Below are 25,504 nucleotides of genomic sequence, written 5' to 3' on the forward strand. Positions count from 1 at the left end.
TAACTGCTTAAATCTATTAGCAACTTTATGATAGCGATGAAGGTAATATCCTGAGTAATTAAAGTTGTTAATAAGTAAAAACCCGCCGTAAGTGCGGGTTTTTTGTATGGTGATAGTCGTATTTTGCTTTGATTATTTTGTCTTGGTAGTTTAAAGGGAACCAAATATTGAAGTTTCCATTGAATCTATAGTTCGGCAGTGGTTCTTATTGAGTCATCAAACCCGCATCAAAGAAGGCGGCAGATCTTTAGGTTGTTGAGCTGGCGTTAAGTGCTGCTCAATGTCATCAATAAATCGTTCTAACCAAGCTTGTAGCTCGGCTACATCTACTTCGACCAAGGGACGTTGCGACCATAGAATCGCTTGTCCATCCAGATTTCCCTGGATATGAGCAGGCCAATGTTGTCCAAAAAGGTTGTCGGCATGACTGACTTCGGTCCCTAATTCGCAAAACAACTGTAGCCAGTTGTCGTGATAACAGCCAATCAATACCTGAAAACGCCCGTCAACTTCCAAAGTGTAGATATCATCGTCAGTAGGAGATGCAGGTACGCCAAGTTTAGAGAACAGCGCTTCTATAAGCTGGTGATAGTCGTGTGTCATCGTGTTTTAGGCTCGAAGTTGGAAACGTAGAAATTTTGTCCCAGACCGATTTCCTTGTTGTACATGGATTTGGACCAGAAATCTTGAGAGAACCAGTTGGAGAATGAGGTTTTATCCGGGAAGTTGAACTCGCCGAAGTTAGGATCGAAGAAGGTAACACCCTTCTGGTCATCGACATAGGCGGCTACGGTGTGTCCGGCCATCTGTCCTTCAAAACTGATCTTTTTGTAGCCTGATCCCTTATTACCTGTATCCAGGATAGCGTTTAATAGATCTTTTGTGCCTTTGCTGCCAGTTTCCCCGTTTGTATCAAGCTGGCTTCGTGGTTGGACGCCGTTCTCACTGAGCCAGGATTCCGTTATTTGACTTTGCTCGGCATATGGGTCCATGCCATCCATCTGTAACTGCTTAATGGAAACCAGAGAATCAATATGAAACTGCCCTTTTTGCCCGCCCACATAGAGTTGGTCAAAGACACTTTCCCCTTTGGCATGAGCGCTTATCCAATGAGCTGATATGGATTCACAAACCCCGCCGGAGGTGTCGCTATGTTTCATGATTTGGTCCAGAAAGGTGCCTTTGGTCTGGGCGAACTTGAAAGTAACTTCGCCGCCGTGCTTACTAGCAGAATCTCGAACACTCCCTAACTTGGTGCTTACCGCAAAGTGAACGATTCTGTCTTTTATCATGCTGAACGAGAAGCGGCTCTCTTGATTCTTCTTACCATCGGTGGTTAGTTGGCGATCGAGCATGGAGTGGCCCGGTAGATTGCGTTGAATCGTCGCTGAAAGACGCTCTAACAACCCTGGTTTTGGTGAAGAGACTTTCAGGGATTTACCCGACAGTTCCCCCTGTGGTTGATTAACGGCTGTGGTATCGAGCTGTTGGGTAGGAAATATTCTTTGGTGATTAATACTTGAGATGGGAGACAATGGTCACTCCTTTAGTGGTTTTATTTGTGATTATTCCAAGGGGTACGCATATGTGCTTGGATATCAGATAGAGTGAATCATAATGTTTTGTCGAAATAGAGAATATTAATAACGGCAGAAGAAATTTTCATTTTCCGTCGAAAACCGATTATCTCTTTGAAGCGTGATGGCGTCTTCAATTTTGCCATTGGTTATTGATGGCAGACATCAGCGCTTCTAATTGGCTATCTAAACTGGCATCAATGATCCCGACTTCTGTTTCTAAAATACAGCCCCCTTGATCGAGACGTTCATCAGCGGTGATCTCTAAGTAGCCGATCTCAGGGAAATCTTTGTGTACCCGGGATATCTGTTCGCGAACTGTTGCGGCTTGTTCAGGATTAACGCGTAAAATAACTTGCTTTTGGTTGCTGACTAATGACAGGGCTTCACGAACTACCTGTAAGGTGAGGGAAACTTGGTCATAATTCTTTAGGATTTTACGTACAGCCTGCAAGACTACATTGCTCATCTGTTGCTCCACCTGCCGGTAATATTGCTGGCATTGCAACTGGGTTTGATGAATCAAGTTAGCTTGTTCTGCGCGGGCAGCATCAATACCTGCTTGCCAACCCAACTCTTTTTGTTGCTCATAAACCGCCTGTGCGTCACGTTCAATTTCTTGTGCTTGGAGCCGGGCAGCCTCAAGCAGAGATTTGGCGCTGAGGCAGGTCTGATAGTCCGCTTTACGCAGTATCTGGAGTTCAGGGGACAGTTGAAGATGCTCTGTTGTTATTTTAATAAATGGTAACATTCTGTGTTCACTTGCTTAGCCAATTTGAGACACAATGCTTGTGCCAACGGTCGTTCTGCCTGGCTGACAGGCCAGGCCGGGAGGTTTTCATGAGGGGGAAGCCGCAGGTTCAGGCGTTTAGCGAAATCGATAGGAAGAGGCTCCATCGCTGTTAGCCAGAACTGTAAGGCACTGGTAAGAAAATAGTTTGCATTGATTACTGGTGGTAACGAGCGTTGCCAGCCAGTCGGCCAGTTGCCAATAATGATATCGAGATACTTTAAACAGAAGCGGTGTCCCTCTTTTCCTAGTGAGTCGTGTAAGTGGCGAAGTTCTGTCGCCAGCAGGCAATGGCGGATAGCTTGCCCGTGCAGTAAGGCTCCTAGCCAGGTAAGCAGTTGTTCTAAGCACGATTGTTCTAACAGGGCGAGATTTCCCAACCCGGTTGGTAATTCATAATCCACATTCAGATCAAATTGGGTTAGCAATAGCCCATTAAGCCTGGGGGAGTTTCGCCACTCAGGCAGGGAAGATAAGACTGTAAGCCATTCTGGTGATAGATGATCAGAATGAATATAGCTGGCAGGGCAAAACCGAAACTGATAGGGCGTTAATGCTGTTGCCATTTATTGCATCCTGCTTCGATGCCACAGGAATTGCGCCAGATTACTGACAAATAGTAAGGCTAATAATAGTACCAACAGCCCAATCAGACGCCCCTGTGACTCTTCAGTCACTTGGATAGAGAACAGAGTGGAGTAGCGTGGCGCCAGCGGTACCTGACGTACGCCCGCTGCGGGCACTAATACGACGCTGATCCGATCATAACTTAACCCTTCAATGCTGTTATTAACCAGTTGCTTGATCTGAGGAATGTAAGTGTCAAGTTGCACGTCCGCAGCGTGTTTGATAAACACCGAGGAAGAGGCTGGAGATAGCTTTTTACCCAGTTTGTCTTGCTCTTCGGGTAGAACAACATGTACCCGAGCCACCAGCACACCATCGATCTCAGAAAGTGTTCGGGCGATCTCCTGCGCTTTGGCGAAGTTAAGCCGCGCCCGCTCTTCTATTGGCGAGGAGATAAGGCCGTCTTTGGGGAAGACATCTTGTAACGAAGAGAAGTTCTCCCGTGGATATCCTTTACGTTTGAGCACTTCAACCGCTTGTGCCACATCAGACTCTTCGACTAACAGCTTGATATTGCCATCTTTGTCTGGCTGCTTATCAGAGGAAATGCCCGCTTCCCTGAGCAAGGCTAACATTTCGTTGCCTTCTTTTTGGCTGACACCGGTGTAGAGTTCGATTTTACAGCCAGTTAGCATCAGGACAGCGAGCATAACGCAGATTATATAGTGTTTCTTCACAGCTCCTCACTGGGCTTTCATTAAGGTTTCAATGTTTTGATTGAGCCGTCCTACCGTTTTGGCAATCAGCTCTTCTTGCAGGGTGATTCGCATCAGAGACCACTGCATTTGCATCAGGCTGTTAGGATCACTGCCAGGGACTGCTAGCTGCGCTTCCAGTTCCTGTTTAGCCTGAGTAAATTGTTGTCTGAACTGGCCCAATTCACTGATCAGATTGTTTCCAATCCCCTGATCTTGATTGGACATAGCGTGTTCAAAACTCGCAATATTTTCGGCACTGGCCTGAGGTGTATTAAGTTCATCCAGGCTGGTGATTAGTGTCTCACTTATCTGTGGTAGATCCATTGTTCCTCCAAATTTGAGGTAGGTTGAGTTTATCTAGGTTGTCTATCCCTGTTTCACTGAGTTGTGGTTGGTCCATTATTCTTCCAAATCGAGTTTGTGTGAATTTCGTATCAGGTTATCCACCATACCGTTACGGGGGATCAGTGTTTTCAATTCTTGCCGGATAAGGTCGCTCAGGTACTCATTGCCAGGCATAGGTTCAATCTTGCCAAGTATCTTGAGAAGCACCGTCTCCTGTTGTCGACCTGTGGGGGCAAATTCACGAACAATCTTTCTAAGTTCTGGCATATCCAGCGATGGATTAACAGGTAATGTCAAACCGCCAAACTGCGACCATAGCTGCTCTTGTACCGGAGCGATCAGCTTGTCTTCTAACTGAGCACGCTGGACGGGCTGTTTATCAGACGATAAAGCCTGATACCACTGCCATGTCACTTTGCGCTGTATCGCTGGATCAAAATCGCCTAAAACATTTTCCAACGATTCTCCCTGTAGCCAGCGTTGTTGGCGCTCTTTCAGCATTTGCTGATCCGGCGTGGTTTCCAGTGCTTGCTCAAAGCTGTGCTGGTGCCTGGAACTAACCGAAGGTTGTACCTTTGATGGCGACACGATGTTATGGGATGGTCCTTCAATCCTATCCATGAGCCAGTTGTTCCCGCATGCCGTCAACGAAGGAGAGCAATTGTGGATCATCACTGCTAGCCATTCGCGTCAGTCTCTGCTCCAGGGCTGATGCCAGTCCCAGACGCCACTCACACAACGCTAACCAAGGTTCCAGATTAGGCCAGGGAAGATTCCGGCCAAAATCCAGAGCCTGTTGATATTGGCCTTGGTTCGTTAAAGAAGAGAGCCGAATCAGGTTTGCGGCTTCTTGCCCTTCCTCGCTTGACATCAGCCAGTCGGCAATAATATTAGCTTCGTCATGGCAGTGATGGCCGCTTCCAACCAGAGCAATATCGGCCAGTAGTCCTTTGAGTGAACGTGTCATGATTAGATCTTCTGTAATATACCCTGCATCAGGTCTTTCATGGACCGGGTGACAGTAGAGTTGATGTTGTAGATTACCGACCATTTGTTGATTTTGTGTTGTAAATCAGCTAGCAAAGCGGGGTTATCAGGCCCGTCTTTGAGGGCGGTAATGGCGGCACTGACGTCTGTTTCGGCTTCATTGGCTTTTCCACTCAATTGAGCTGCAACCCTATCGAGGGTATTAGCGTCCTTTGCGGAAGTAAAAATTTGGGCCATGATGGTCTCCTTCTGTTGTGTTAAGTATTGTGATTGCGGCTTGGATGGCATCAGCCTCCAGTTGCCATTGTTGGTATTCTTGTACCGAACCGCCACGTCTCAGGCGTTGTTTGATATCGTTCAGCGCCTGAGAGAGGCGGAGTTGCATTTCGTTGACATAAGTGGGATCAGCACCAAACAGTCGTGCTTCCAGGGATGTCATCATAAAGCCGGGCTCCTGTTAAGTTTGATAATAAATTGCTGCTCGCCCTTGGTAATAACAATCGCATCTTGACGGATGGCCTCGATTCTCAAACCATTTTCTGTGGTTGCTCCGACGGGGTAACGCAGGTTGTTTTTGAGTACTACATAGGGTACACGCCCGAGGGAAACTGCCCGGACGTCGAAATTGAGTTCATCATTGCGGGTGAGCCGCTTATTGTTCAGTAATACCAGTGCCGGCCGGTTGCCGAACTCTTGCTTAAATACTTGCTGTAAGCGGTAGAAGTTATGAGTTTGGTGATCGTCCAGTTGACCTGTGAACTCAATACGATCGTTTTTATCCTTGTAAGTCAGCGTGTCGGGTAAATCATGTTTAGCCAATAACATGTCTAGTCGCTTGAGATGGCTACCTGTGAACTTCGTCTTGTTTTCTATGCCCAGTAAGCCTGGAACATCACGTTTGAGTAGTGATTCAATATCGTTCCATTGCTGGCTGGTATCAGTGACTTCTCCCATAAGGCGGACCCAACCGGGTTGTTTACTATTACTGCTCTGAACTTGGGTATAACCCAGTTTTTGTAAAATGAAATCCACTCCCTGACGTAGCTCTTCCATAGTGCGTAACTCCAGCCGATAACTAAGAGAGTGGGCATCAAGATACTGTTGCAGCGCTAGCCGTTGTTGATTGAGGTTCACATAACCTTTGAGCAACAGCGGCCCGTGATCGGGCATCATTTGTACACTCACTTGGCGATAAGCTGAATCGTCATTGAGAAAACGGCGTAGTTCTTGCTCGGCAATGCTATTGGACATGTTGCTCCTTTGCCATCCTTCATGTCCAAGCAGAACGAGAAGACCAAGTGCCAGCACCAGACAAAGTATCAACATCCCGCCCGCTACCCAGCTACGATTTTGGCGGGCAGGGCGCGGGTGTGGCGTGACCGCCGGTTCAGCGAGTTGGTTTGGGAATGCATGTTGCTGGTAACAAAAGGCCCACAATAACGGACCTGCCTCCTGACGGGCCAGTGCTTGCAATGTGGCGCCCGATGATAGCGGTTCGCCATTCTGACTTGGTGCGACTTCACCGGCCCATTCCAACAGGCGGATTGAGTCTGGTTCGACTTCTAAGATCAGGTGCACAGGAGCAACACCTTCATCCACCAGAACGATGTCTGCCTGTAGGGGGTCTGAGCCGATGACTAAACGTCCTTCAGCTAAATTAACCTCAATACTTTTATTCAGTCCGCGGTAAAAGCGAATTTTCCAACTCATCTGTTCGCCTTATTTTGCACACGAACACACCAGGTCTCCTTAAGTGAACATTGCTGTTCAATGACTCGCCATCCATAAGTGTTACCCATTCGGCAGGAGGTTAGAAATGAGCTTTTTCCCGCTTGCCGTAATGTTTCTTGTACTTGACGGGCCGAGGATAGCGGTTGGCATTGTGCGCTACTCAGTACTTTACCCAGAGCAATACTCTGATTAGAGATATCGTGTGTCGCCAGTAACCCTGAGCGTAGATCTTGTCCGTTACCAAGGGCCAGATAATGGGCTATCCCACTGTCGATCAGGCGTGGTTCAATAATGAATAGCCGTACTGAGCGACGAACTTGCTCACTGGTATTGCGGAACAAGACACCCAAGTAGGGAATGTCGCCTAAAAATGGTACCTTGCGTGTTATTTGACTCATTTCGTCGCGGTAGATACCGCCGATCAGCAGACTTTGCCCATGCCCAACTCTGGCAACGGTATCAACAACGGTTCGGCTGATAGTTGGGATGCCATCCCGGCCTGAGCTATTAGGTTTCTGATTACCATCTTCAATGTGCAGGTCTAAACTGATCTCGGAGGTGTTTCCTAATTGGATGACTCTAGGGGTCATGCGTAGCATAGTGCCATAGGTAAGGCTTTTTAGCTCGGCAACACGTTCACCATTAACTTTCACGTAATAGGTTTCATTGTTGTCAATGACCGCTTGAGTATTCTCTTGCGTTAAAAGTGTAGGGCGGGAAACCACCTGAGCGCTGCCTTTACTCTCAAGCAAAGTTATTTTGGCTAGCAGGTAATCCAGGCCACGGCGATCGACTAAGCTACCTAATGCTGCTGAGCCGAGGCTTTCTCCTTTTCCTTTGCCCTCATTTTTTTCCCCGGCGGAAGTTGTAATATCGATAATGTGACGAGGCCCGGTGTTGATACCGACTTGCCAGTCGACGCCCAGTTCTGAAAGGTTATCTGCGTTGATGTCGACGATAGAAAGTGCGACTTCAATACGGGCAGAGGGTTTGTCCAGTATGTTGATCAAATGGGCGTACATGGGCATCCTTTCTGGATTGTCCCGTACAATGATGGCATTTAGGGAGGGTTCTGCCTGTACGACAGCACGGGTTGAGTGGTTTCCTCCCGTAGATGATGACATCTCACCTGTGACTGCGGTTATATTGGCATCACTGAGCAATCGGGAGAGAATAGTGGCTATGCCTGGTGCCTCAATACTGGTATCACGATATTGGATCTTGCGATCGACCACTGAGGCGTATTTGAGTGGAAAAATTTCCACTGTTAAGGCGCCGGTTTTTTCGCTACGCAGCAAAGATTGTTGTTCCAGTGCAGATGCAGTTTGATCAACCAGTTCGAGATAACGGGGAGGACCAGATACGTAAACCAGTTGGTTGCTTGGATCTGGACGCCAGCCAAAGCGTGGTTCCCAAATGCCTGAACGTTTTAGGGCTTGCTGTAGCTCGGTTGCGTTGGTTTGTTCAAGCTTAAGCAGGCGCGATTGTATTTCGCTGTTTTTGAATACATACAGCACACTCCCGTCGTAGTACCAGACCAGATTATAGAGAGAGGATAAATGTTGCAGGAATTCCTGAGGAGTGTCCTGCTCAAAATGGCCGTTAACTTGATCGGTCACTTTGTCACTGACAACCACTGAGGCTTCATAGTTAGCGCCGAAATTAACCAGTACGTCCCGCAAGCTTTCTCCTTTTGCCAAATAACTATAAGGCGTAGGAAACCAATCTAGATCTTGGCTATAAGCAGAAGGGATCGTCACACCGCTGATGCTCAACGACAACAGTAGGGAACGGCATAGCCGTTGGAACTGTTTCATGGTTGCCATATTACCTGTTTCCATTGGGGGGAGGATTGGGTTTCTGACAATAAAGCCATAACTTGTTCCAGTAGATCGACGTGCATGGTTAGCATCTGTTCCAGTATTTGGGCATCCAAACTATTAAAGTTAAGACGTGCCTCCAGAATAAGATTCTCTGATTCATCCAAGGTCAGTGCGTGGGGTGCATGGCGTCCCCAACGCGTAACCTGTTGTAATAGTGTTTTCAGTAACTCTGCGCCTGACGGATCTTTTGGGTTATGGCGCCAGCTGAGCGGGCTGGATAACACAAGTTCAGTTCCCTGTTGGCGAAGAAACAGGTTGTAGTTATCAATGTGCAAATGGTAATGCCCTTGTCTGTCGGAAACGAAAGGCTTCTGGCCCAAGCGACTGGCCAAATGATTGAGTAGAGTTTGCATGTTTCCTCTAATAATTAGGTCGTCGTCAATTGCCAATAAAAACTGTCTTGTGGCAGACACAGAACACGGGCACAAAGCCATTTTTGTAAGTGAATGGCCGACTCGTTGTCATGCTCTAAAGCGGTTAACCACGTCCAACAGGATGACAATGCTTCGGGAACCGGTGTAAAAGCGGTTAGATCGCCGCCAGCTTGGAGTGCGTCCAACCCGGTAAACCAGTTGGGCCATGCTTCGCGAGCTTGGGTTTCCGTTGTCAACAGCAGCTTTTCTAATAGTTGCTTGCGTTGGTTAAGCGCTGTTTGCAAAGATATAACCTCTTGATGTTGTTGTTCCCGGCATTGAGATGAGACGCTTTCTGCTTGCTGCCAAAAATGCGCTTTAGCACACAGTTGCCGTTCTTGAATCTGTAACTGTTCAAATTCAGTGAACCAGAAATTTATCTCTGGTTCTAACAAACGGAGCCACCAGTCAAATAGCGGCTGCAATACCCAGTGCTGTAAAAGATGCTTGTCAGCCAGGTTTATGCGGTCCCCCAATACCTTATTCCAATCACATTCCGGTTTTGCCGCCGCTCTAATGAGCTGTTGTAGGTCATCACGCCGTAAAGCTTGCCCGCAATTTAACCGTCTACGAAACCAGGCGGATTTCATCAGGCTTTCCAGCAGATGCCTGGGTAGCAAGCGTTGTAATAAAATAAACTGTTGGCTATTAATAATGTCTCTATTCTGATACTGAATAGCCGATGATTTTCCGAGTAACTGATCCCGGCGTGGAATTCCCGACTGCATGACAGAGATCTTGCGGCCGAGAAACATGCTGGTTCGAGTCTGAATATGGTCTTGCTGGCTCATGCTATGCTCATCTCTTGCTGCTAGTCACTCTTGTCGATTAAATTAGGAGTGGCCTTATTTTATCTGTCAGGCCAATGGTTAACTTGTAAAAAACGTCAGATTATTTTAGCCCATCGTTACTCTTTGCCATACCTGGCTCGACTGGGTGTGCAATTAAAGCGTCTTCGATAGCTTTGAGTGAAGTAAGATTGGCTGGAGAATCCAGCTTCCATTGAAATATCAACAATACTCATCTCGCTATTGAGTAGGAGTTGGTGTGCATAAAGAATGCGACGTTCACTGATCCAGGCGCGGGGTGATATTCCGTATACCGAACGGAACAACTCCTTGAAGGTGGTTAATCCCATACCAAATTCTTTAGCAAATTCACTGAGTTTCCACTCCTTAAGGTAGTGGTTTTCCATAAAACTTTGCAAACGTTCCACTTGGCGGTTGCTCAATTGTCGTAATACTGACATGAGTAAAGAACCTTGTTCTCCAAATGCCATCAACAACAGCAATTCTTCTGTTCTGAGTTGACCTAACGCTGCGGGGTAATCATGTGCCAGTAGATCGACCAGGCCATTTATACTTTGAGATAACAGAGGCGATGAGGTAAATGCAATTAATTCGGGTGTTGGCATATTGTGCCGCTCGACCTCACTGAGCAGAGTACCAAAACGTTGCAGAAAACCGTGGAGAAAAGTGGTGCTCAGAGGCAACCAGAGTAGCTTACAGGTATCACTGCGTGTTTTTGCTGCATAACTGCCACGACGAACAAAAAGCAGTTCGTTGTGGGAGATATCGTAGGTATTGGTACTATCCTGCCATGTCATTTCACCTTCGAGCAGGATATATATCCCTTCTTGAGGATGTTCTATAACGTTAAAGGCAGGCATGCTACGCTGGAATAATGAGATATCCATTCCCTTCCCTGATGTTGTGATGCCGTTCATTCTATTGTCCTGGATCTGTTGGTGTATGTCTTAAAAATACAAATCACATTATTATTATTAATAGATATTTTCTTTAGTTTCGCTGTCTGAAATAGACAGAAAGAATAATTCACGTATTTAACCTGATGGTTAACTATAGCACCTTTTAATTAAAATGATTTTTGCTAGTGGGCCTATTTATGTTCCTTGGCTCAAATACTGTATTATTCTCACGGTTTATAAACACTTTCTAAACGAAGAGTGAAAAGTGATCATTTTTTCACACGATAACGATTGCTTATAAATTTTGCACTCTTGGTTATAAACCGGACCTTTTGTCTTGACTGATATTGATAGTTATCTCCTTATTATTTAGGAAATCTATTGATTATTCATAATACGTTAGTAATTGTAATGAGTAATAGCTAGAGCAATATTAACGAATTAACAGGTATAGAAGCCAAGGCAAAGTGAAATCTAAATGGCTACGTGTAATATAAATCACTTAATAATAAATTCAATCTGGTTTCAACGATTTGATCAATCGATAAAAAGGGAGAATCAACCTAACTGAATTGGATTGTTTATTATAATATTGTTTAAGGAATGTTGGGTTATTAGCAGTAATTTTTATTTATATTAAATTTGTTGTTATTATGTAATTGAATGGTAATAATTAAGAAGCGAATCTGAATTATATTTCGTTTATATTGAGCATTGGCGAAATGCTTTAAATGCCAATGCTCAATTCATATATGCAGTTTGACTGTCAAAAAACGCTGTTTGAGGACAGGCTTGTCAACGCAAAGCAGAAGTGGCATCAGAGCGGATCATCCAGAATGATTGCTCAGAACAGCCTCTGCCCGTTCAGATCACTTTGAAAACCACTGTATTAACTGGCTGTAAACGCTCCGCCAGCAGATAGATCTGGAAGATACAGAAGATTTGAGCACTGATTTACGTCAGGGGCTTGATCGATTGCATTCGTTGGCATAACCGGCATTTCAGGATTGCATATCGTCATAATTTGCTCCCTCATCCATAAATGCCCTGGAGAGTTGCATAACGCAGGGCTGTAGTAGGCCTTTAGTATGTACTGCGGCGTGGGGAATGGGGGAGCAAAAACAATCAGATCTTTCATATCAAAGACGGAAGATATTCCCCTTTTGGGCAGGGTAATAACCAGATCGGTGTGAGAGACAATGAATGGGGCGATCATCAGGCTGGGCAGCTCCACCATGATGCGGCGTCTGACTTGCTGACTTTCCAGATAGCAATCGATAACACCTCGTGACTCAAGCCACGGGCGCACCACAACGTGCCCGGCGTTAAGATACATCTCTTGTGTGAGCGTTTCTTTGATATCAGGGTGCCCTCGACGGGCGGCGACTACGTAATCGTCTGTAAAGCAGGTAATCGCTTCTATGCCCCGGCGGGGCATCTTTTGTTCCTCCTCAAACCCCAGTGCAAAATCCACTTTGCCGGATATAAGATCCTCGTCGGCATTAAAATCCCGTGAATAAATCAGCTTGATGGTGATGCCTGGGGACAGATGATTAACGCGTGATATCAGCGCCGGCAGGATGATGCCTGCGGTGTAATCTGTAGCCGCAAATGTAAATGTTTCCGTGCTTTTTTCTGGTTCAAAAACGTCTTGTTTGTGGAGGCAGGAAGAAAGACTACCCAGAGCGCCTGAAATCCTTGCGGCAATACTTTCTGCTTTTGCAGTCGGTACCATTCGTCCCCTGGCACGAACAAACAGGGGGTCTTCAAGAGAAACTCTAAGGCGATTCAGAGCATGGCTCAACGCCGAAGGGCTAAGGGCAACTTCACTGGCTGCGTCAGTTACGCTGCCGTGCCGGTACAAAGAATCGAAGACCAGCAGCAGATTAAGATCAAGCTTACGTAAAAGTGAGTGCATGGTTTTCAGTGTCTCCAGGAAAAGAGCGTAGCGTAAGTATCCAAGCATGAAATATTGAATGCAGAGTATGCATTTTAACATTGCAGAAAATGCAGCGTAAACATGCTATGAAAAAGGTACTATTCTGATTGAGATGATTTATGAAGAGGCAAAAGCATGTTTAACCCAGTTTTCCGTCAGGCTACTCCCGCCGACGTTGATCGTTGCTATGAGATTGAAATTACTGCTTATGAAGGTGATGAAGCCGCTACACGAGAAAAAATTGCTACCCGCATTGACCTTTACCCGGAAGGCTTCCTGTGCATGGAAAATGACGGTGAGGTCATCGGCTTTATCAATGCAGGTTGTGCCTGGGAAGTTGTTATGTCTGACGAAGAGTTCAAACAACTCGTGGGACACGATGCGGCTGCGCCAAACGCAGTAATTATGTCTGTTGTGGTTCACCCTGACTTCCAGGGTAAAGGCTATTCATCCTTGTTGATGCGCGAATTCGTGTCACATATGAAGTCTATGAATAAAGAGACGATTCATCTAATGTGCAAGGATCGCCATGTCGATCTGTATTCTCACTTTGGCTATCAGTACATCAAGCCGTCCACATCCGATCATGGTGGGATGGCCTGGCATGAAATGATGATGACCCTTTGATTTTTCCCAGGCAGGGGTTATATAGCCCCTGTAACTCTCTATTTTCGTTAATTTCAGGTCCGCATTACCGCAACATCTGACTAGACGAACTGGCCGCATTTATGCCCGTTTCTGGCGCACTTGCACTTTAAACTGGTTTTCCGTAATGCCGGGTTGCTTTCTGCGGCAGCCGTGATGAATGCCGTCATTCTCACATCAGTTGTGTCTGCGGGTAATTCCGGGCTGTATGCCTCGACGCGCATGCTATTTAATCTGGCACATGAGGGGAAAGCGCCAGCCTTCTTTAATGCTCTTAATGCGTAACGGCGTTCCGCTGTTCGCTCTCCTGGCGACGGCGGTGGTTTAGCGTTATGCTTTTTGTCCTCTATGTTTGATAACGCCTCCGTATATATGTGGTTGCTTAACATGTTTGAGGGCGGGTTACGGCTCAGGAGCACGATCTTGCCACTGTTCTAGCCAGCGCAAAACTTCTGCGGTAGCTTGGATAAGATCAGCAGGAATATATTGGTCTATCAGGCCATCCTGATAAAGCGCTCGCGCCAGAGGAATGCGTTGTAATACCGGAATACCTTCCTCTTCGGCAATACGTCGAACTTGTAGGGCCTGAGCATCGGTGAACTTGAGCGTGATAAGGGGTAACGGTGTCTCCCCTTTCTTGTAACGGATACCCACTGCAATGTGAGTTGGGTTGGCGACAATCACTGATGAGTTCTTGACGCTAGCACGCATATTGCTTGATTGTAATTCTTGGTGAAATTGACGTCGCTTACTTTTGATCTCTGGGCTGCCTTCACTCTCTTTATATTCCCGTTTGATCTCGTCTTTGCTCATTCTAAGCTGTTTAATATGTTGGTAGTGTTCAAAGGCATAATCGGCAATAGAGATCACGATAAGCCCCATACCACATACCGTCATGAGTTGGGTTAACATTGTTCCGAGTACAGGGATAATGCATTGTTCCCCACATTCCGGTAGGTTCAGTAGCGCTTGTAGATTGCCTGCCAAAGTCACCCAAACCAAGGTACAGAGCAGCCCCACTTTAAGTATCGATTTGATGAATTCCACCAGACTCTTGATAGAGAAGATTCTCTTAGCGCCTTCAACTGGGTTGATTTTTTTAATATCAGGTTTGATGGAATGTCCACTAAGTAGAAAACCATATTGGGCGAAGTGTGAAGCCAGCGATAGCAAAGCGGAAACGCTTAGAATTGGCAGGCAGAGGTAGACCAGCTCCTGCATCAGGTTTTCAACCACATGGTTTAAGGCTTGGGGAAAGGGTTTATCTAGCAAATTAGCCGGGATCAGCATCAGTTTACTCAGATGCTCCAAATAGTATTCAGACATGACCATCATCATGCCGATTAACCCCAAGATTAAGGAGGTTGAGACGACTTCGTTACTTTTGGTTACTTGGCCTTTTTTCCGGGCATCTCTGAGTTTCTTAGGGGTAGGTTTTTCAGTCTTTTCTCCACTCATGGCGCCTCCAGGATAGGGATTAACATGTGTACTGGGGAGAGAATTAACAGCACCTTATCATAGGCATGGTGCATCAATAACTGGATATAGATAACCAATAACAGGCTGGCAATTGCGCTTTTGATCGGCATTGCTAACACGAAAACGTTAAGAGAAGGAGCGAAGCGGCTAATCAGCGCCAGCCCGAACTCGGCCAGAAACATGGCAACTAATAAAGGGGCGGCCATCAGGGCGCAGAGTTGCAGCAGATAACTGAACTGGCCGTAGAAAAAATGGAGCCACTGGTTGGTAATTTGGGGGAAAAATTGCGTTACCGGCCAACTGTTATAGCTCTGAAATAGGGCTCCAAGCAGACTAAGAAAAGCGCCGCCGGAGAAAAAAAGTGTGATCAGTGTTTGAGTCAATAACAGACCTGTGGGTGAAGTTTGACTGCCCAAGGATGGGTTGAGCACTGACGCCATTGTTGCTCCCCGTTGGTTATCTATAATAAAACCGGTGGCTTCCATCGCCCAAAATGGGATAGAAGCGATAAAGCCAATGAGCAAACCAAGCAGGACCTCTTTACCGAGCAACAGCGTCAATTCCAGGCTACCCAATGTGGGCAGTGGGTTGCCAGCTACGGTTGGGTAAGCATAGAGAGCCAGTGAACAAGCCACGCCGTTGCGGATTAACCCACCACCTAGCATCTGTTTGCTGAGCACAGGGAATATCACAAAGCAGCTCATGATGCGCGGTAATAGCAGGGTATAAGCCAACATTTGCTGCTGGAGCTCTGGTAAGGTCATTTGATCAGCGGCACCTTAAGAAAAGTCATGTTGGCAAAGCTATAGAGTTCGTTGCCAAGCCAGGTAGCTGTAGCGAACAGGGTGATGATGACCGCAACTAATTTAATAACAAAACCTAGCGTTTGTTCTTGTATTTGGGTGAGCGCTTGGATTAGCGAAACCAATGTTCCCACGGCCGCAGCCATGAGTACCGGTGGCAGGGAAAGGATTAACACTAGCCAGAGCGATTGGCTGGTGAAATGCAAAATATCAGCATTACTCATATTTAATCTCCGTAACTGATAACAAGGCCGTGGGTCAGGCGCGTCCAGCCATCAAGCAGAACAAATAACAGTAACTTGAAAGGAAGAGAGATAGTCATTGGAGAGACCATCATCATTCCCATTGCGAGCAGAATGTTAGAAATAATGAGATCGATTGCAATAAACGGCAGATAAAGCAGAAACCCAATTTCAAAAGCTCGGGTTAATTCACTGACTGTAAAGGCAGGCAACAGTATCAACAGGCTGTCTGGTTCTAGCCGATCCGCATACTGGCTCGGCCAGATTTGTCGGGTACTGTCGATAAAGAAAGTGCGCTCACTGGGCTTAATATGTTGTTTGAGAAAATTCCGGTAAGGTGTCAGGCCCTCTTCCACAAATTTCTCTACTGATTGTGCATTGCTGAATGAAACTTCATTTTGACGCAGGTAATCTTGTGTGGCGAAACCCACCGGAGCCATCACATAAATAGTGAGGATAATCGCCAATCCGTACATAGCCATGTTAGGTGGGATCTGCTGTACGCCCAACGCGTTACGCAGTAAGGAAAATACCACGGATAGTTTGAGAAAAGAGGTTGCCATCACCGCAATAAAGGGCAGCAGTGCCAGCAAAGCCAGACCGATGATGAGATCCAATTCATTCGGTAACTGGATCATGATTGTTTCTCCACGGAGAGATGTTCGACTCTTACTCCCAGACGCCCCTCAATATCGACCAACCGTCCTGAACCCAGGCATTTCTGATTGACAAGAATACGTACTACACCGTCTGAGGGAACGCCAAGATCGAGTAATGAACCAGATTGCAGACTGGTGAGTGTCTGTAGATCCAGTGTCTGACGGCCTACTTCGAAACTGACATGAACTTCCAGGTCGTTTAAGTCTGTTACCGGCAGAGTGTTGTCAGAATTGTCAGGAGAGAGGGGGTGCATAGTGATTAACTCCAGTTTATGGTCATGGGATTTAAAGTAGGCCCAAGGGCGTCCTTCCAGATATGCTAACAAAGGGGCATCTGGTTGTTGCTGTGGGGGTAGTAGTAGCACATCTCCTGATTCCAGGGTGCGAAATGCGTCTAAAGTTAGGGTTATTGCCCCCCATTGCAGAGAAAGCCGTAATGGAATAGACAGGCGCTCGTCAGGTTGACGTTCTGGCAATATAGCAATTAAGGGGGATGGCTCTGATAACCAGAGCGGCAATGTGGCTCCCGGCCGTTCAAGGAGTAGTCGCAAGCAAGCTGACAAGGGGCGTTCTGATGTGGTACGCAGTGCTGACCACGATAGAGTGGGAAGCACGCTGCTCTGATATTCCAGCAATGCTAACAGCAGATCTTGAGGGAGCGAGTTGAGATCCGCTTGTTGTAGATCAGGAGCGAGCCACAACGCTAGCTCGGCTGCATGGCAGTAAAAGGAAAAAGTTTGCCCTTGCCAATGGGCGATCAGTATCCTGTCCAACGTTTGGGGAGGGGGAGCCACATCCAGGGAGAGATGGCTATTATCCCAACTAAATTGTTGCTGGTGGCGACTTAGGGTCTGATGCAGCGTTAATTCTTCCGATGAAACTTTGGATAAGGTCAGGCTATTCATGCATCTTTTTTCCATTCTTCGTATACGCTGCGACGTTGACGCGAGCCGTGTTCACTATCCGTTTGAGACGGAAGGGAGAGTTCGACAGTTTGTGTTGGATAGAGAAGTTGTAAACGCTCAATCAGTTCAAAGCGTGCTTGTTTCAGCAGTTGTTGAGCTGCGGGATTCGCTAAAATCTCTATTTGAAGTGTGCCATGCTCATTGGTGAGTTGGATCTCAAGCGCCCCCAGACTAGGGAGCGTTAGGTGTAATGTTGCCGGACGCGGCTGTTGGGTTAGCTCAATACTGATCTCTACACTCAGTTTGTCGATCAACGCCTCCAAGAGGGGAGATATGGTTGAAGTTGCTTGCATCGTGGCAAGAATACGCTCCCCTGGCAGGAGTTGTGCTTGTGGGAAAAAAGGTACTTTCCCGTCTGATCCGCCAGAGTAAGAGGATTGCGAGTCAGACTCTTTTGGCTTTGATATCAACAAATGGTCATTCTCGGTTTCAGCGAGTGTTTTTCTTTCCGCTATGTTGATTTCGTCGGCATGGCGGGCAGGTATAGGTAAAGTCGAGTCTGTCTGTTGGTGAGGAGGAGTACCGCGTTGTGTGTCTGGCTGAGATGGGGATCGGCCAGGTGTTGTTTGCATCACTGCCTGATATGTCAGTTCATCGTTTGCATCTTGCTGAACAGGCGTCATTGTTGTGTCAGGATTAGTTGTGCCAGGATGAGAAGTCACAGTGATATCAACCGGTTTTAGGCCAGAATCAGACAAGGTATTTGGGTTTGGCTGAGGTATTGGGGCTTCGAGGGTTGGCAGAGACTCCTTCATCTCGCGAGCGATCTCACTAAGGTGATGACCAGAGGCCGATAAGCTTTTTTTCTGATTTTGAGGCAGCGCAGGCATGTCATGACCTGACAATAGTAAGGCTTGCTTGCGCGGATCATCAATGGCCGGTTGGAGAGAGTCAAATAGTGGATGCTCCTCATCTGAGTCATGTGTAGCATGCGGATCTGCGGTTTTACTATTTGTCGTCGTGTTAGTTAACGGTTGTTCCGTCCGCCGTGTGGTTAACTGGCGCGTGTTAGCGGCATGAGAGGTGATAGCTTGCTCGAAACGGCGTTGCAAATCTGCGTCTGCCTCTGCGGGAGACGACGTTGGGAGGGAGGAGACACCTTTGCCGATAGCTGTCAGTGGGTTCATACTCTTCTGTTTTACACTCTTTCCTGGCGATGGAACTCTTCTTGTTCCAGCTCTTCCTGGTATTCACCTTGGGCACGGATCGCCTCTTGTTGCTGACGACCCAATTCATTAAATTTTTCTTGCTGTTGGCGTGCGTGGTGCAGTACACGTTGACACTCTTGTAATTGACGCAGTTCCTGCTCCACTTTTTCTTTCATTTCAGCCAGTTGCTTTTCCAGTTGCGCTTCATTTTCGCGTAACAGGGCAACTTGTTGTTGCCAACGTTCAAGACCTTTACGGTCAATAGGTTGGCCCTGACACAGTGCAAAAAGCCGTTGTTCTTCTTCTATTCGCCATTGACAGTAATCTTGCAAGGTTTGCAAAGCCTGTTGATGGTTTTGACGGGCCGTTTGCAGTTTCGCTTGTTGCTGGGAAAAGTGTTTTTCAGCGCGTTCGACTCGTAAGGCTTTTATGCGTTGTAAACGGCTAATCATTATTTTGTTATCTGTTGTAATAGCGCTAAAGTTTGGGATAAATCGCTTGGCTCATGGGTGCCTTGGCGTAACCAATTACGTATTGCTTCAATGCGAGCAATGGCATTGTCAGCAACGGGATCTTGCCCCTTTTGGTACTCTCCAATCTGCAACAAAAGCTCAACCTCTTCATATTTAGCTAACCAATTGCGCAACAGACCAGCTTGAGCCTGATGTTCAGGGGTGATGATTTGATTCATCACCCTGCTAGCGGAACGTAACACATCGATAGCTGGATAATGATTAGCTGCGGCCAGCTTGCGTGACAAAATAATGTGACCATCAAGGATAGAGCGGGTCTCATCTGCCACGGGTTCTGTCATGTCATCGCCTTCCACCAATACGGTATAAAGGGCGGTAATCGAACCTTTGTCCGATTGACCGGCACGTTCCATTAATCGTGGCAAAGCAGCGAACACTGACGGGGGATAACCTCGTCGGGTTGGCGGTTCGCCAGCCGCTAAACCTATTTCTCGTTGTGCACGGGCGAAACGGGTGACAGAATCCATCAATAGAAGTACACGTTTGCCTTGGTCGCGAAAATATTCAGCGATTGATGTGGCGACAAACCCTGCTTTAGCTCGCTCCATTGCCGGACGATCTGAGGTCGCGACCACCAGCACTGAGCGTTTTAGTCCCTCTTCACCGAGATCTGATTCAATAAATTCCCGCACTTCACGGCCACGTTCACCGATGAGCGCCAGCACGGTAACATCAACTTCGGCGCTACGAATCAACGTAGATAGCAGTGTACTTTTTCCGCCGCCAGCCGCGGCAAAAATCCCCATACGTTGGCCTTCACCGCAAGTGAGTAGGCCGTCAATAGCACGCACGCCGAGTGAAAGCGGGTGTTCAATCCGTTTACGACTCATGGGAGCCGGGGCATCCCGGTAAACTGGATACCAGGCTTGCGGTTCTGGCAATTGGCCGCCGGAAAACGGATTACCTAGCCCATCAAGGACTTGTCCTAACAGGTAATCGCCTACGCCAACTTGGTGCATGGCTCCGGTTGGACTCACTTCGGTATTTGAAGAGATACCAAACATCTCACCAAGTGGAGTCAACAAGGCTTGGTGTTGTTGGAATCCAATCACCTCCGCTAAAAGCGACAGCGTGTTGTCAGGATTGCGTAAGTGACAAAGTTCACCTATCCGTACACCAGGAATAACGGCTTTAAGTAGTGTACCTGTGACCTGTGTAACCCTGCCGCGAATCTGAATTAGCCGGCATTCATTAATGGCGTGGCGCATTTGGCCGGGAATATGGTCAAGGGAAAGCTTCATGATCGTTTATATAACCTCTGCTGCAAATACTATAAAGAAGGGAGAGGGGGGAGGGATTGCAACCTGAGTCGGGAGTTTTTAGAAAATAGTTGGAGTTTGTCTGGATGTTCTCTGCTTTATCGGTGAGGTTTCCTATTCTTTGTTCACGGCGTATTGATCATGTTTGATGCGCCTTACACCAGATCAATGGGGCTGTGCCTTGGGTTACGACGGATTTTGCTAAAAATTCACGACTGATTTTGGCATAGGCTCTGGGACGGTATCTTTATAATTTGTTCATTATTAACTCTGATATGACAAGGTAGACTATGGATATTATCCAGAATCATCTTCATTCGATAACTTTATCAGAACCGGGTACCGGGGGGACCGCACAACAGGAGCAGGCCAAGGTTGGTCAATTTCAGGGAGAGAAAGTGGTGCTGGTATCGGCATCCCAATCTTTTGCTGATGCGGCTGAAGAGCTGACCTTCGCATTTTCGGAGCGCAAAGATATGCCGCTCTCCAAGCGTAAAGTTAGCGATGGGCATGCCAGGGTGCGAGAAATTGAGGCGCTGGTGGGTGAATATTTGCAGAAGGTGCCGGATTTGGAGCGTCAACAAAAGGTCAAGGCATTAATCTCTCACTTAAATAGCGCTCAACTGACGAATATTGCTCAGTTGCAGGCTTATCTGGAAAGTTTCTCTGGCGAAGTGAGTGAGCAATTTTATGCGCTGAGTCAGGCCCGTGATGCGCTGGCTGGCAGGCCAGAGGCACATGCCATATTGACATTGATTGACCAGGAGTTGTCACGTTTAGCGCAAGAGCAAGGGATTGCTATCGAGTTGGGAGCCCGCATTACACCTGATGCCACGACAGCCGCGAGAAATGGGGTCGGCAACTTGCAAGCATTGCGCAACATCTATCGTGATGCCGTGATGGATTATCAAGGGTTGTCGGCTGCCTGGCGGGATATTCAATCCAATTTCAAGAGTAGTTCCCTGATGGAAGTCACCGGATTCATCATGAAAGCCTTGAGCGCTGATCTGGACAGCCAACAGCGGCAACTTGATCCGATTAAGTTGGAACGTGTAATGAGCGACATGCATAAACTCCGTTTGCTTAACAGTTTGTCAGTTCAGGTTGAGCAGTTATGGAAAAGCGTGATAGAGGGGGAAAGTCATGGCATACGGGCCTTCTGACCTTATGGGGGATGTCGTTTCTCTGGTTGAGAAACGTTGGGCCAATGTGCGGGATATTGAAATGCTCGGTCATGCTTTGGGATTGCAGGATAGCCAAACTCAAATTCATTTCTACCGCGAATTGAAGCGATTGATTCGCTTGATTCCGGTGGAAGTGTTCAGTGATGAAGAACAGCGCCAAAATTTGCTTAATGCTTGTCAACTGGCGCTGGATACAGCAATTGAGAAAGAAGAAGACGAATTGTGGTCGGGAGAGGGAACATCATGAACTGGATAGAGCCACAGTTACTCCAGTTTTGTCAGGATTTGGGTATGGAGATGTCTGATGTTTCTAGCCCCTTGATCCAAATCGATTTTGAGTATTCTGGTACGTTACAAATTGAGCGCTATGGCGGCGCATTAACACTTTGGCTGGCCCGCGAAATTCCTTGGCATCAGGGAAAAGAGGTCATGGTTAAGGCGATGTTGCTCACTTTCAGTGGTCAGGGGCCTGAATTGCCTTTGCGTTGTGGCTGGTTGGGGGAAGATCGCCTGTTATTGTTTGTGACACTGGATGAACGAGAGATAACCTTGCCCTTGCTGCATCAGGCATTTCGCTCTTTGTTAAGAGTACAGCGAGAGGTGCTCGCTTCGTGAGCAAAATCGCTGCCGCCCATATAGGAATTGAACAACTAACGGCGATCAGTCGGGAAGAGATAGGGGTTAGTTTACCTGATCGCTACGCATTATTGCCCGATGGTCAATCCGTTGAGACTCACTCTGCACGTCTTTATCCCGCTAACAAGGCTGATCAGGCTTTGTTGGCTTTCGCTTGCCCGCAAGATGGGTTTCACTCTCTGTTGCGTCCACATGATTTTCGTCAGGCGGTTAGTAGTCTGCGTACAATTTTGCAACAAGATAATGACGTCAGGGTACAGCATGCTGTCTCCCTGTTGGAAAAAATGAATCAAGATGAACAGTTGTTGCAGATGGCTCTGCACCTGTTGCACAAGGTATGACCATGACTCTCAGTGTTAAACAGCAGAGCGCCCTGTTGCTGCTCGGCTGGCTCCAACTTCAATACGGTCATCCTGACCGAGCGCGTATTTTATTAGATGCATTACTGGCTTTGCATCCTGAACATCAGGAAGGGCGCCGCGCCTTGGTGGTTTCATTACTTAAACTGCAAGAGGGGAGCATGGCAAAAGAGCATTGCGCCCTCTTACAAGAGCAGGGTGAACAAAGCGCTGCCCTCTGGCTTTGTGTGAGCCGCGCTTGTCAACAGGAAGGGAATCTGGAAGAAGCACGCAGTGCTTATCAGCGTTATCTTGCTCAAGGGGCCCTATTATGAGCCGTGGGTTGGAATTATTGCGTCTGATTGGCGAGCGTAAAGACATCATGTTAGCAATCTTGTTGCTGGCCGTGGTCTTCATGATGGTGTTGCCGCTTCCGCCTATCCTGCTTGACATTTTGATCGCCATTAATATGACCATCTCTGTGGTGCTCATGATGATGGCCGTCTATATCAATTCCCCTTTACAGTTTTCTGCTTTTCCGGCGGTCTTGTTGGTGACAACGCTATTTCGTTTGGCGCTTTCCGTCAGTACCACCCGGATGATCCTCCTGCAAGCCGATGCCGGTAAGATAGTCTATACCTTTGGTAATTTCGTTGTCGGCGGCAATCTGATTGTCGGGATAGTGATCTTTCTGATCATCACTATTGTACAATTTATCGTCATAACTAAAGGTTCGGAGCGTGTAGCTGAGGTGAGCGCCCGTTTTTCCCTTGATGCCATGCCCGGTAAGCAGATGAGTATCGACGGAGATATGCGTGCCGGCGTTATTGACGTCAATGAAGCCAGAGAGAGGCGCAGCATTATCGAAAAAGAGAGCCAGATGTTTGGTTCGATGGATGGTGCGATGAAATTTGTTAAGGGTGATGCGATTGCGAGCCTCCTTATCATCTTTGTCAACATTTTGGGCGGGATAACCATAGGCGTCACCCAGAAAGGGATGTCGGCGGCTGATGCGTTGCAGCTCTACGCCATTTTGACCGTTGGTGACGGTATGGTCTCTCAGGTTCCGGCACTGTTGATCGCTATCACCGCAGGTATCATTGTTACGCGCGTTTCGTCGGAAGATGCTTCGGATTTGGGTAATGAGATCGGCGAGCAGGTCGTTGCCCAACCAAAGGCATTGCTGATTGGCGGTGTTTTATTGGTGCTATTTGGTCTGATTCCCGGATTCCCCACATTAACCTTCCTAATGCTTGCACTGGTGGTAGCGGGTGGCGGTTATTTGCTGTTTCAACGCCAGCGACAAGCCAGCGCCAGCCAGCAGGCGGATCTTCCTAGCCTGTTAGCCCAAGGAGCAGGCGCCCCGGCAGCCAAACCTAAATCCAAGAGCGGCAGTAAGGCCAAAGCTGGAAAGCTTGGTGAGAAAGAGGAATTTGCGATGACGGTTCCTTTACTTATTGATGTGGATGCGGGATTACAGGCTGAACTGGAAGCTATTTCACTGAATGATGAATTAATACGGGTACGACGCGCCCTCTATTTAGATTTAGGCGTACCATTTCCGGGTATCCACCTACGCTTTAATGAAGGGATGAAGGAAGGGGAATACTTAATCCAGCTCCAAGAGGTGCCTGTTGCCCGTGGTCGGTTGCGTTCAGCGCATTTGCTGGTGCAGGAACCGGTCAGTCAGTTAGAACTATTGGCTATCCCTTATGAAGAGGGGGAACCTCTATTACCTAATCAACCTACCTTGTGGGTAGCGGAAGCACATCAAGAGCGTTTGGTGAAGTCCGGGCTGGCGTTTTTATCCATGTCTCAGGTGATCACTTGGCATTTGTCACATGTGCTGCGGGAGTATGCCGAAGATTTTATCGGCGTACAGGAAACCCGTTATCTTCTGGAGCAGATGGAGGGTAGTTATGGTGAATTGGTCAAGGAGGCCATGCGCATCATTCCATTGCAGCGGATGACCGAGATATTGCAACGGTTGGTTGGAGAGGACATCTCTATTCGAAATACACGTACGATTCTTGAAGCTATGGTGGTGTGGGGGCAGAAGGAAAAAGATGTGGTGCAATTAACGGAATATATTCGCAGTAGTCTCAAGCGTTACATCTGTTACAAGTATGCTAATGGTAACAATATCCTGCCCGCCTATTTGTTGGATCAACAGGTAGAGGAGCAGATCCGCAGTGGTATTCGCCAAACGAGCGCGGGTAGTTATCTGGCGTTGGACCCGGCGGTGACGCAAAGTTTCCTTGAACAGATGAAGAAAACAGTGGGCGATTTAACACAGATGCAGAATAAGCCAGTGTTGATCGTATCAATGGATATTCGTCGCTATGTCCGTAAGTTAATTGAAGGTGATCACCACGGCTTGCCAGTGCTTTCGTATCAAGAGTTGACTCAACAGATCAACATCCAACCGCTTGGTAGAGTGTGTCTATGAATAGTGATCCGCTAACCCCTTGGCTTAAGGAGCGGGGTTATTCAGTACACCCTCATTATATGGGGAGTAGCTCGATCCCTCTTGGCTGGCGTGTGTGGTATGAAGGCTGTGAAATTGCCTGGCGTTATGATGCGCCGCGAGTTTGGATCGTGATGTTACGTCGTACCCGGCAGCGCCGAGGGCTTGCTAATCCATTTGCGCCTCTTTATCTGTTGGCGACAGCAACGATGGCAGTACTTGGGCCGGGTGGCCGGCTTTATGGTCAAGTTAATACTTTGGTTGATTCTCCCCTTAATGATGAACGTTTGGCCCGGTTTTACCATCGCTGGACTGGCGCGAGTGAGGTGGCGCCTGGCTGGTTCGAGTTAGAAGCCAGTTGCGTTATATCGCTACATCAAATGAGAAAACAACAAAAAAAAGTCCAACTTTGACAGGAAGAATCGATATCTCTCTTTATTATAGGAAT

32 protein-coding genes and 1 pseudogene are annotated in these 25,504 nt (G+C 47.4%); 9 read left to right on the forward strand and 24 right to left on the reverse strand.

Translation table 11 applies throughout. From position 1 onward, the window contains the following. Nucleotides 1-216: 216 nt before the first annotated feature. From EAE90_RS00100 to EAE90_RS00175, 16 genes are all read right to left on the reverse strand, one after another. The gene (locus EAE90_RS00100) at nucleotides 217-603 is read right to left on the reverse strand and encodes a CesT family type III secretion system chaperone (RefSeq protein WP_214051734.1); all 387 of its coding nucleotides are present in this window, start codon (nucleotides 601-603) and stop codon (nucleotides 217-219) included. After that, the gene (locus tag EAE90_RS00105) at nucleotides 600-1,535 is read right to left on the reverse strand and encodes a YopT-type cysteine protease domain-containing protein (protein ID WP_214051735.1); all 936 of its coding nucleotides are present in this window, start codon (nucleotides 1,533-1,535) and stop codon (nucleotides 600-602) included. Before EAE90_RS00105 ends, EAE90_RS00100 begins: the two co-directional genes overlap by 4 nt. A gap of 175 nt (nucleotides 1,536-1,710) precedes the next feature. Further along, nucleotides 1,711-2,328: an HrpE/YscL family type III secretion apparatus protein gene (locus EAE90_RS00110; protein ID WP_214051736.1), complete on the reverse strand. Its 618-nt coding sequence runs from the start codon at nucleotides 2,326-2,328 to the stop codon at nucleotides 1,711-1,713. Continuing rightward, nucleotides 2,307-2,933 carry a Yop proteins translocation protein K gene (locus tag EAE90_RS00115; protein ID WP_214051737.1) on the reverse strand — a complete coding sequence of 209 codons (627 nt, stop codon included), beginning with the start codon at nucleotides 2,931-2,933 and terminating at the stop codon, nucleotides 2,307-2,309. The genes EAE90_RS00110 and EAE90_RS00115 overlap by 22 nt, the downstream gene beginning before the upstream one ends. Then, nucleotides 2,934-3,671 (reverse strand): type III secretion system inner membrane ring lipoprotein SctJ, encoded by a 738-nt coding sequence (gene sctJ / locus EAE90_RS00120; protein WP_275669905.1) that lies wholly within the window; start codon nucleotides 3,669-3,671, stop codon nucleotides 2,934-2,936. 6 nt (nucleotides 3,672-3,677) lie between these two features. Next, nucleotides 3,678-4,016 carry a type III secretion system inner rod subunit SctI gene (gene sctI, locus EAE90_RS00125; protein ID WP_214051738.1) on the reverse strand — a complete coding sequence of 113 codons (339 nt, stop codon included), beginning with the start codon at nucleotides 4,014-4,016 and terminating at the stop codon, nucleotides 3,678-3,680. Between the two features lie 75 nt (nucleotides 4,017-4,091). Beyond that, a complete protein-coding gene (locus tag EAE90_RS00130) occupies nucleotides 4,092-4,658 on the reverse strand; it encodes a YopR family T3SS polymerization control protein (protein ID WP_214051739.1) in 567 nt (188 codons plus the stop codon). Next, a complete protein-coding gene (locus EAE90_RS00135) occupies nucleotides 4,651-5,004 on the reverse strand; it encodes a YscG family type III secretion system chaperone (protein ID WP_214051740.1) in 354 nt (117 codons plus the stop codon). Before EAE90_RS00135 ends, EAE90_RS00130 begins: the two co-directional genes overlap by 8 nt. 2 nt (nucleotides 5,005-5,006) lie before the next feature. After that, nucleotides 5,007-5,261 (reverse strand): type III secretion system needle filament subunit SctF, encoded by a 255-nt coding sequence (gene sctF, locus EAE90_RS00140; protein ID WP_214051741.1) that lies wholly within the window; start codon nucleotides 5,259-5,261, stop codon nucleotides 5,007-5,009. Beyond that, on the reverse strand, nucleotides 5,227-5,466 hold the full coding sequence (locus EAE90_RS00145) for an EscE/YscE/SsaE family type III secretion system needle protein co-chaperone (RefSeq protein ID WP_214051742.1): 240 nt from the start codon (nucleotides 5,464-5,466) through the stop codon (nucleotides 5,227-5,229). Before EAE90_RS00145 ends, sctF begins: the two co-directional genes overlap by 35 nt. Further along, nucleotides 5,463-6,734: a type III secretion system inner membrane ring subunit SctD gene (gene sctD / locus EAE90_RS00150; protein WP_214051743.1), complete on the reverse strand. Its 1,272-nt coding sequence runs from the start codon at nucleotides 6,732-6,734 to the stop codon at nucleotides 5,463-5,465. The genes EAE90_RS00145 and sctD overlap by 4 nt, the downstream gene beginning before the upstream one ends. Continuing rightward, complete coding sequence (sctC, locus tag EAE90_RS00155; protein ID WP_281422283.1) at nucleotides 6,731-8,581, reverse strand: type III secretion system outer membrane ring subunit SctC; 1,851 nt, start codon at nucleotides 8,579-8,581, stop codon at nucleotides 6,731-6,733. Before sctC ends, sctD begins: the two co-directional genes overlap by 4 nt. Continuing rightward, complete coding sequence (locus EAE90_RS00160; protein ID WP_214051745.1) at nucleotides 8,569-8,991, reverse strand: YscB family type III secretion system chaperone; 423 nt, start codon at nucleotides 8,989-8,991, stop codon at nucleotides 8,569-8,571. The genes sctC and EAE90_RS00160 overlap by 13 nt, the downstream gene beginning before the upstream one ends. 14 nt (nucleotides 8,992-9,005) lie before the next feature. Continuing rightward, nucleotides 9,006-9,842, reverse strand: a complete 837-nt coding sequence (locus EAE90_RS00165; RefSeq protein WP_214051746.1) for a T3SS regulon anti-activator ExsD domain-containing protein — start codon at nucleotides 9,840-9,842, stop codon at nucleotides 9,006-9,008. 116 nt (nucleotides 9,843-9,958) lie between these two features. Next, nucleotides 9,959-10,777: a helix-turn-helix transcriptional regulator gene (locus tag EAE90_RS00170; RefSeq protein WP_214051747.1), complete on the reverse strand. Its 819-nt coding sequence runs from the start codon at nucleotides 10,775-10,777 to the stop codon at nucleotides 9,959-9,961. Between the two features lie 871 nt (nucleotides 10,778-11,648). Further along, nucleotides 11,649-12,677: a LysR family transcriptional regulator gene (locus EAE90_RS00175; protein ID WP_214051748.1), complete on the reverse strand. Its 1,029-nt coding sequence runs from the start codon at nucleotides 12,675-12,677 to the stop codon at nucleotides 11,649-11,651. Nucleotides 12,678-12,833: 156 nt separating this feature from the next. Here EAE90_RS00175 and EAE90_RS00180 point away from each other — a divergent pair, with 156 nt between their 5' ends. Beyond that, nucleotides 12,834-13,325, forward strand: coding sequence for a GNAT family N-acetyltransferase (locus EAE90_RS00180; RefSeq protein ID WP_214051749.1), 492 nt, complete (start codon nucleotides 12,834-12,836; stop codon nucleotides 13,323-13,325). A 126-nt stretch (nucleotides 13,326-13,451) separates the two neighbouring features. Further along, nucleotides 13,452-13,730 (forward strand): annotated as a pseudogene (locus EAE90_RS00185) (amino acid permease); the annotation flags it as partial. A gap of 15 nt (nucleotides 13,731-13,745) precedes the next feature. Here EAE90_RS00185 and sctU read toward each other — a convergent pair. Genes sctU through sctN form a run of 8 tightly spaced genes read right to left on the reverse strand, consistent with a single transcriptional unit; the run spans nucleotide 13,746 to nucleotide 20,413 of the window. Further along, the gene (gene sctU, locus EAE90_RS00190; protein ID WP_214051750.1) at nucleotides 13,746-14,801 is read right to left on the reverse strand and encodes a type III secretion system export apparatus subunit SctU; all 1,056 of its coding nucleotides are present in this window, start codon (nucleotides 14,799-14,801) and stop codon (nucleotides 13,746-13,748) included. After that, nucleotides 14,798-15,586 (reverse strand): type III secretion system export apparatus subunit SctT, encoded by a 789-nt coding sequence (gene sctT, locus EAE90_RS00195; protein WP_214051751.1) that lies wholly within the window; start codon nucleotides 15,584-15,586, stop codon nucleotides 14,798-14,800. Before sctT ends, sctU begins: the two co-directional genes overlap by 4 nt. Then, entirely contained in the window at nucleotides 15,583-15,849 is a 267-nt protein-coding gene (sctS, locus tag EAE90_RS00200) for a type III secretion system export apparatus subunit SctS (protein WP_049582485.1), read from the reverse strand. The genes sctT and sctS overlap by 4 nt, the downstream gene beginning before the upstream one ends. A 2-nt stretch (nucleotides 15,850-15,851) precedes the next feature. Continuing rightward, on the reverse strand, nucleotides 15,852-16,505 hold the full coding sequence (gene sctR, locus EAE90_RS00205; RefSeq protein WP_214051752.1) for a type III secretion system export apparatus subunit SctR: 654 nt from the start codon (nucleotides 16,503-16,505) through the stop codon (nucleotides 15,852-15,854). Continuing rightward, the gene (sctQ, locus tag EAE90_RS00210) at nucleotides 16,502-17,431 is read right to left on the reverse strand and encodes a type III secretion system cytoplasmic ring protein SctQ (protein WP_214051753.1); all 930 of its coding nucleotides are present in this window, start codon (nucleotides 17,429-17,431) and stop codon (nucleotides 16,502-16,504) included. The genes sctR and sctQ overlap by 4 nt, the downstream gene beginning before the upstream one ends. Further along, nucleotides 17,428-18,618 carry a type III secretion system needle length determinant gene (locus EAE90_RS00215; RefSeq protein ID WP_214051754.1) on the reverse strand — a complete coding sequence of 397 codons (1,191 nt, stop codon included), beginning with the start codon at nucleotides 18,616-18,618 and terminating at the stop codon, nucleotides 17,428-17,430. Before EAE90_RS00215 ends, sctQ begins: the two co-directional genes overlap by 4 nt. An 11-nt stretch (nucleotides 18,619-18,629) precedes the next feature. Then, nucleotides 18,630-19,091: a type III secretion protein gene (locus tag EAE90_RS00220; protein WP_214051755.1), complete on the reverse strand. Its 462-nt coding sequence runs from the start codon at nucleotides 19,089-19,091 to the stop codon at nucleotides 18,630-18,632. Beyond that, nucleotides 19,091-20,413: a type III secretion system ATPase SctN gene (gene sctN / locus EAE90_RS00225; RefSeq protein WP_214051756.1), complete on the reverse strand. Its 1,323-nt coding sequence runs from the start codon at nucleotides 20,411-20,413 to the stop codon at nucleotides 19,091-19,093. The genes EAE90_RS00220 and sctN overlap by 1 nt, the downstream gene beginning before the upstream one ends. A gap of 308 nt (nucleotides 20,414-20,721) precedes the next feature. Here sctN and sctW point away from each other — a divergent pair, with 308 nt between their 5' ends. From sctW to EAE90_RS00260, 7 genes are read left to right on the forward strand one after another with little or no spacing between them, the layout of a single operon-like run. Next, nucleotides 20,722-21,594, forward strand: a complete 873-nt coding sequence (gene sctW, locus EAE90_RS00230) for a type III secretion system gatekeeper subunit SctW (protein WP_214051757.1) — start codon at nucleotides 20,722-20,724, stop codon at nucleotides 21,592-21,594. Beyond that, nucleotides 21,575-21,862, forward strand: a complete 288-nt coding sequence (locus EAE90_RS00235; protein ID WP_214051758.1) for a TyeA family type III secretion system gatekeeper subunit — start codon at nucleotides 21,575-21,577, stop codon at nucleotides 21,860-21,862. Before sctW ends, EAE90_RS00235 begins: the two co-directional genes overlap by 20 nt. Next, nucleotides 21,859-22,230, forward strand: a complete 372-nt coding sequence (gene sycN / locus EAE90_RS00240) for a type III secretion chaperone SycN (protein ID WP_036775306.1) — start codon at nucleotides 21,859-21,861, stop codon at nucleotides 22,228-22,230. The genes EAE90_RS00235 and sycN overlap by 4 nt, the downstream gene beginning before the upstream one ends. After that, complete coding sequence (gene sctX, locus EAE90_RS00245) at nucleotides 22,227-22,592, forward strand: YscX family type III secretion system protein SctX (protein WP_088373375.1); 366 nt, start codon at nucleotides 22,227-22,229, stop codon at nucleotides 22,590-22,592. Before sycN ends, sctX begins: the two co-directional genes overlap by 4 nt. A gap of 2 nt (nucleotides 22,593-22,594) precedes the next feature. Further along, on the forward strand, nucleotides 22,595-22,924 hold the full coding sequence (sctY, locus tag EAE90_RS00250; protein ID WP_036775309.1) for a type III secretion system chaperone SctY: 330 nt from the start codon (nucleotides 22,595-22,597) through the stop codon (nucleotides 22,922-22,924). Continuing rightward, nucleotides 22,921-25,038, forward strand: a complete 2,118-nt coding sequence (sctV, locus tag EAE90_RS00255; protein WP_214051759.1) for a type III secretion system export apparatus subunit SctV — start codon at nucleotides 22,921-22,923, stop codon at nucleotides 25,036-25,038. The genes sctY and sctV overlap by 4 nt, the downstream gene beginning before the upstream one ends. Continuing rightward, complete coding sequence (locus EAE90_RS00260) at nucleotides 25,035-25,469, forward strand: LcrR family type III secretion system chaperone (RefSeq protein WP_214051760.1); 435 nt, start codon at nucleotides 25,035-25,037, stop codon at nucleotides 25,467-25,469. Before sctV ends, EAE90_RS00260 begins: the two co-directional genes overlap by 4 nt. The last annotated feature ends 35 nt before the right edge of the window (nucleotides 25,470-25,504 follow it).

Origin of the sequence: Photorhabdus caribbeanensis (assembly GCF_018448885.1) — a bacterium.
Classification (GTDB): Bacteria; Pseudomonadota; Gammaproteobacteria; order Enterobacterales; family Enterobacteriaceae; genus Photorhabdus; species Photorhabdus caribbeanensis.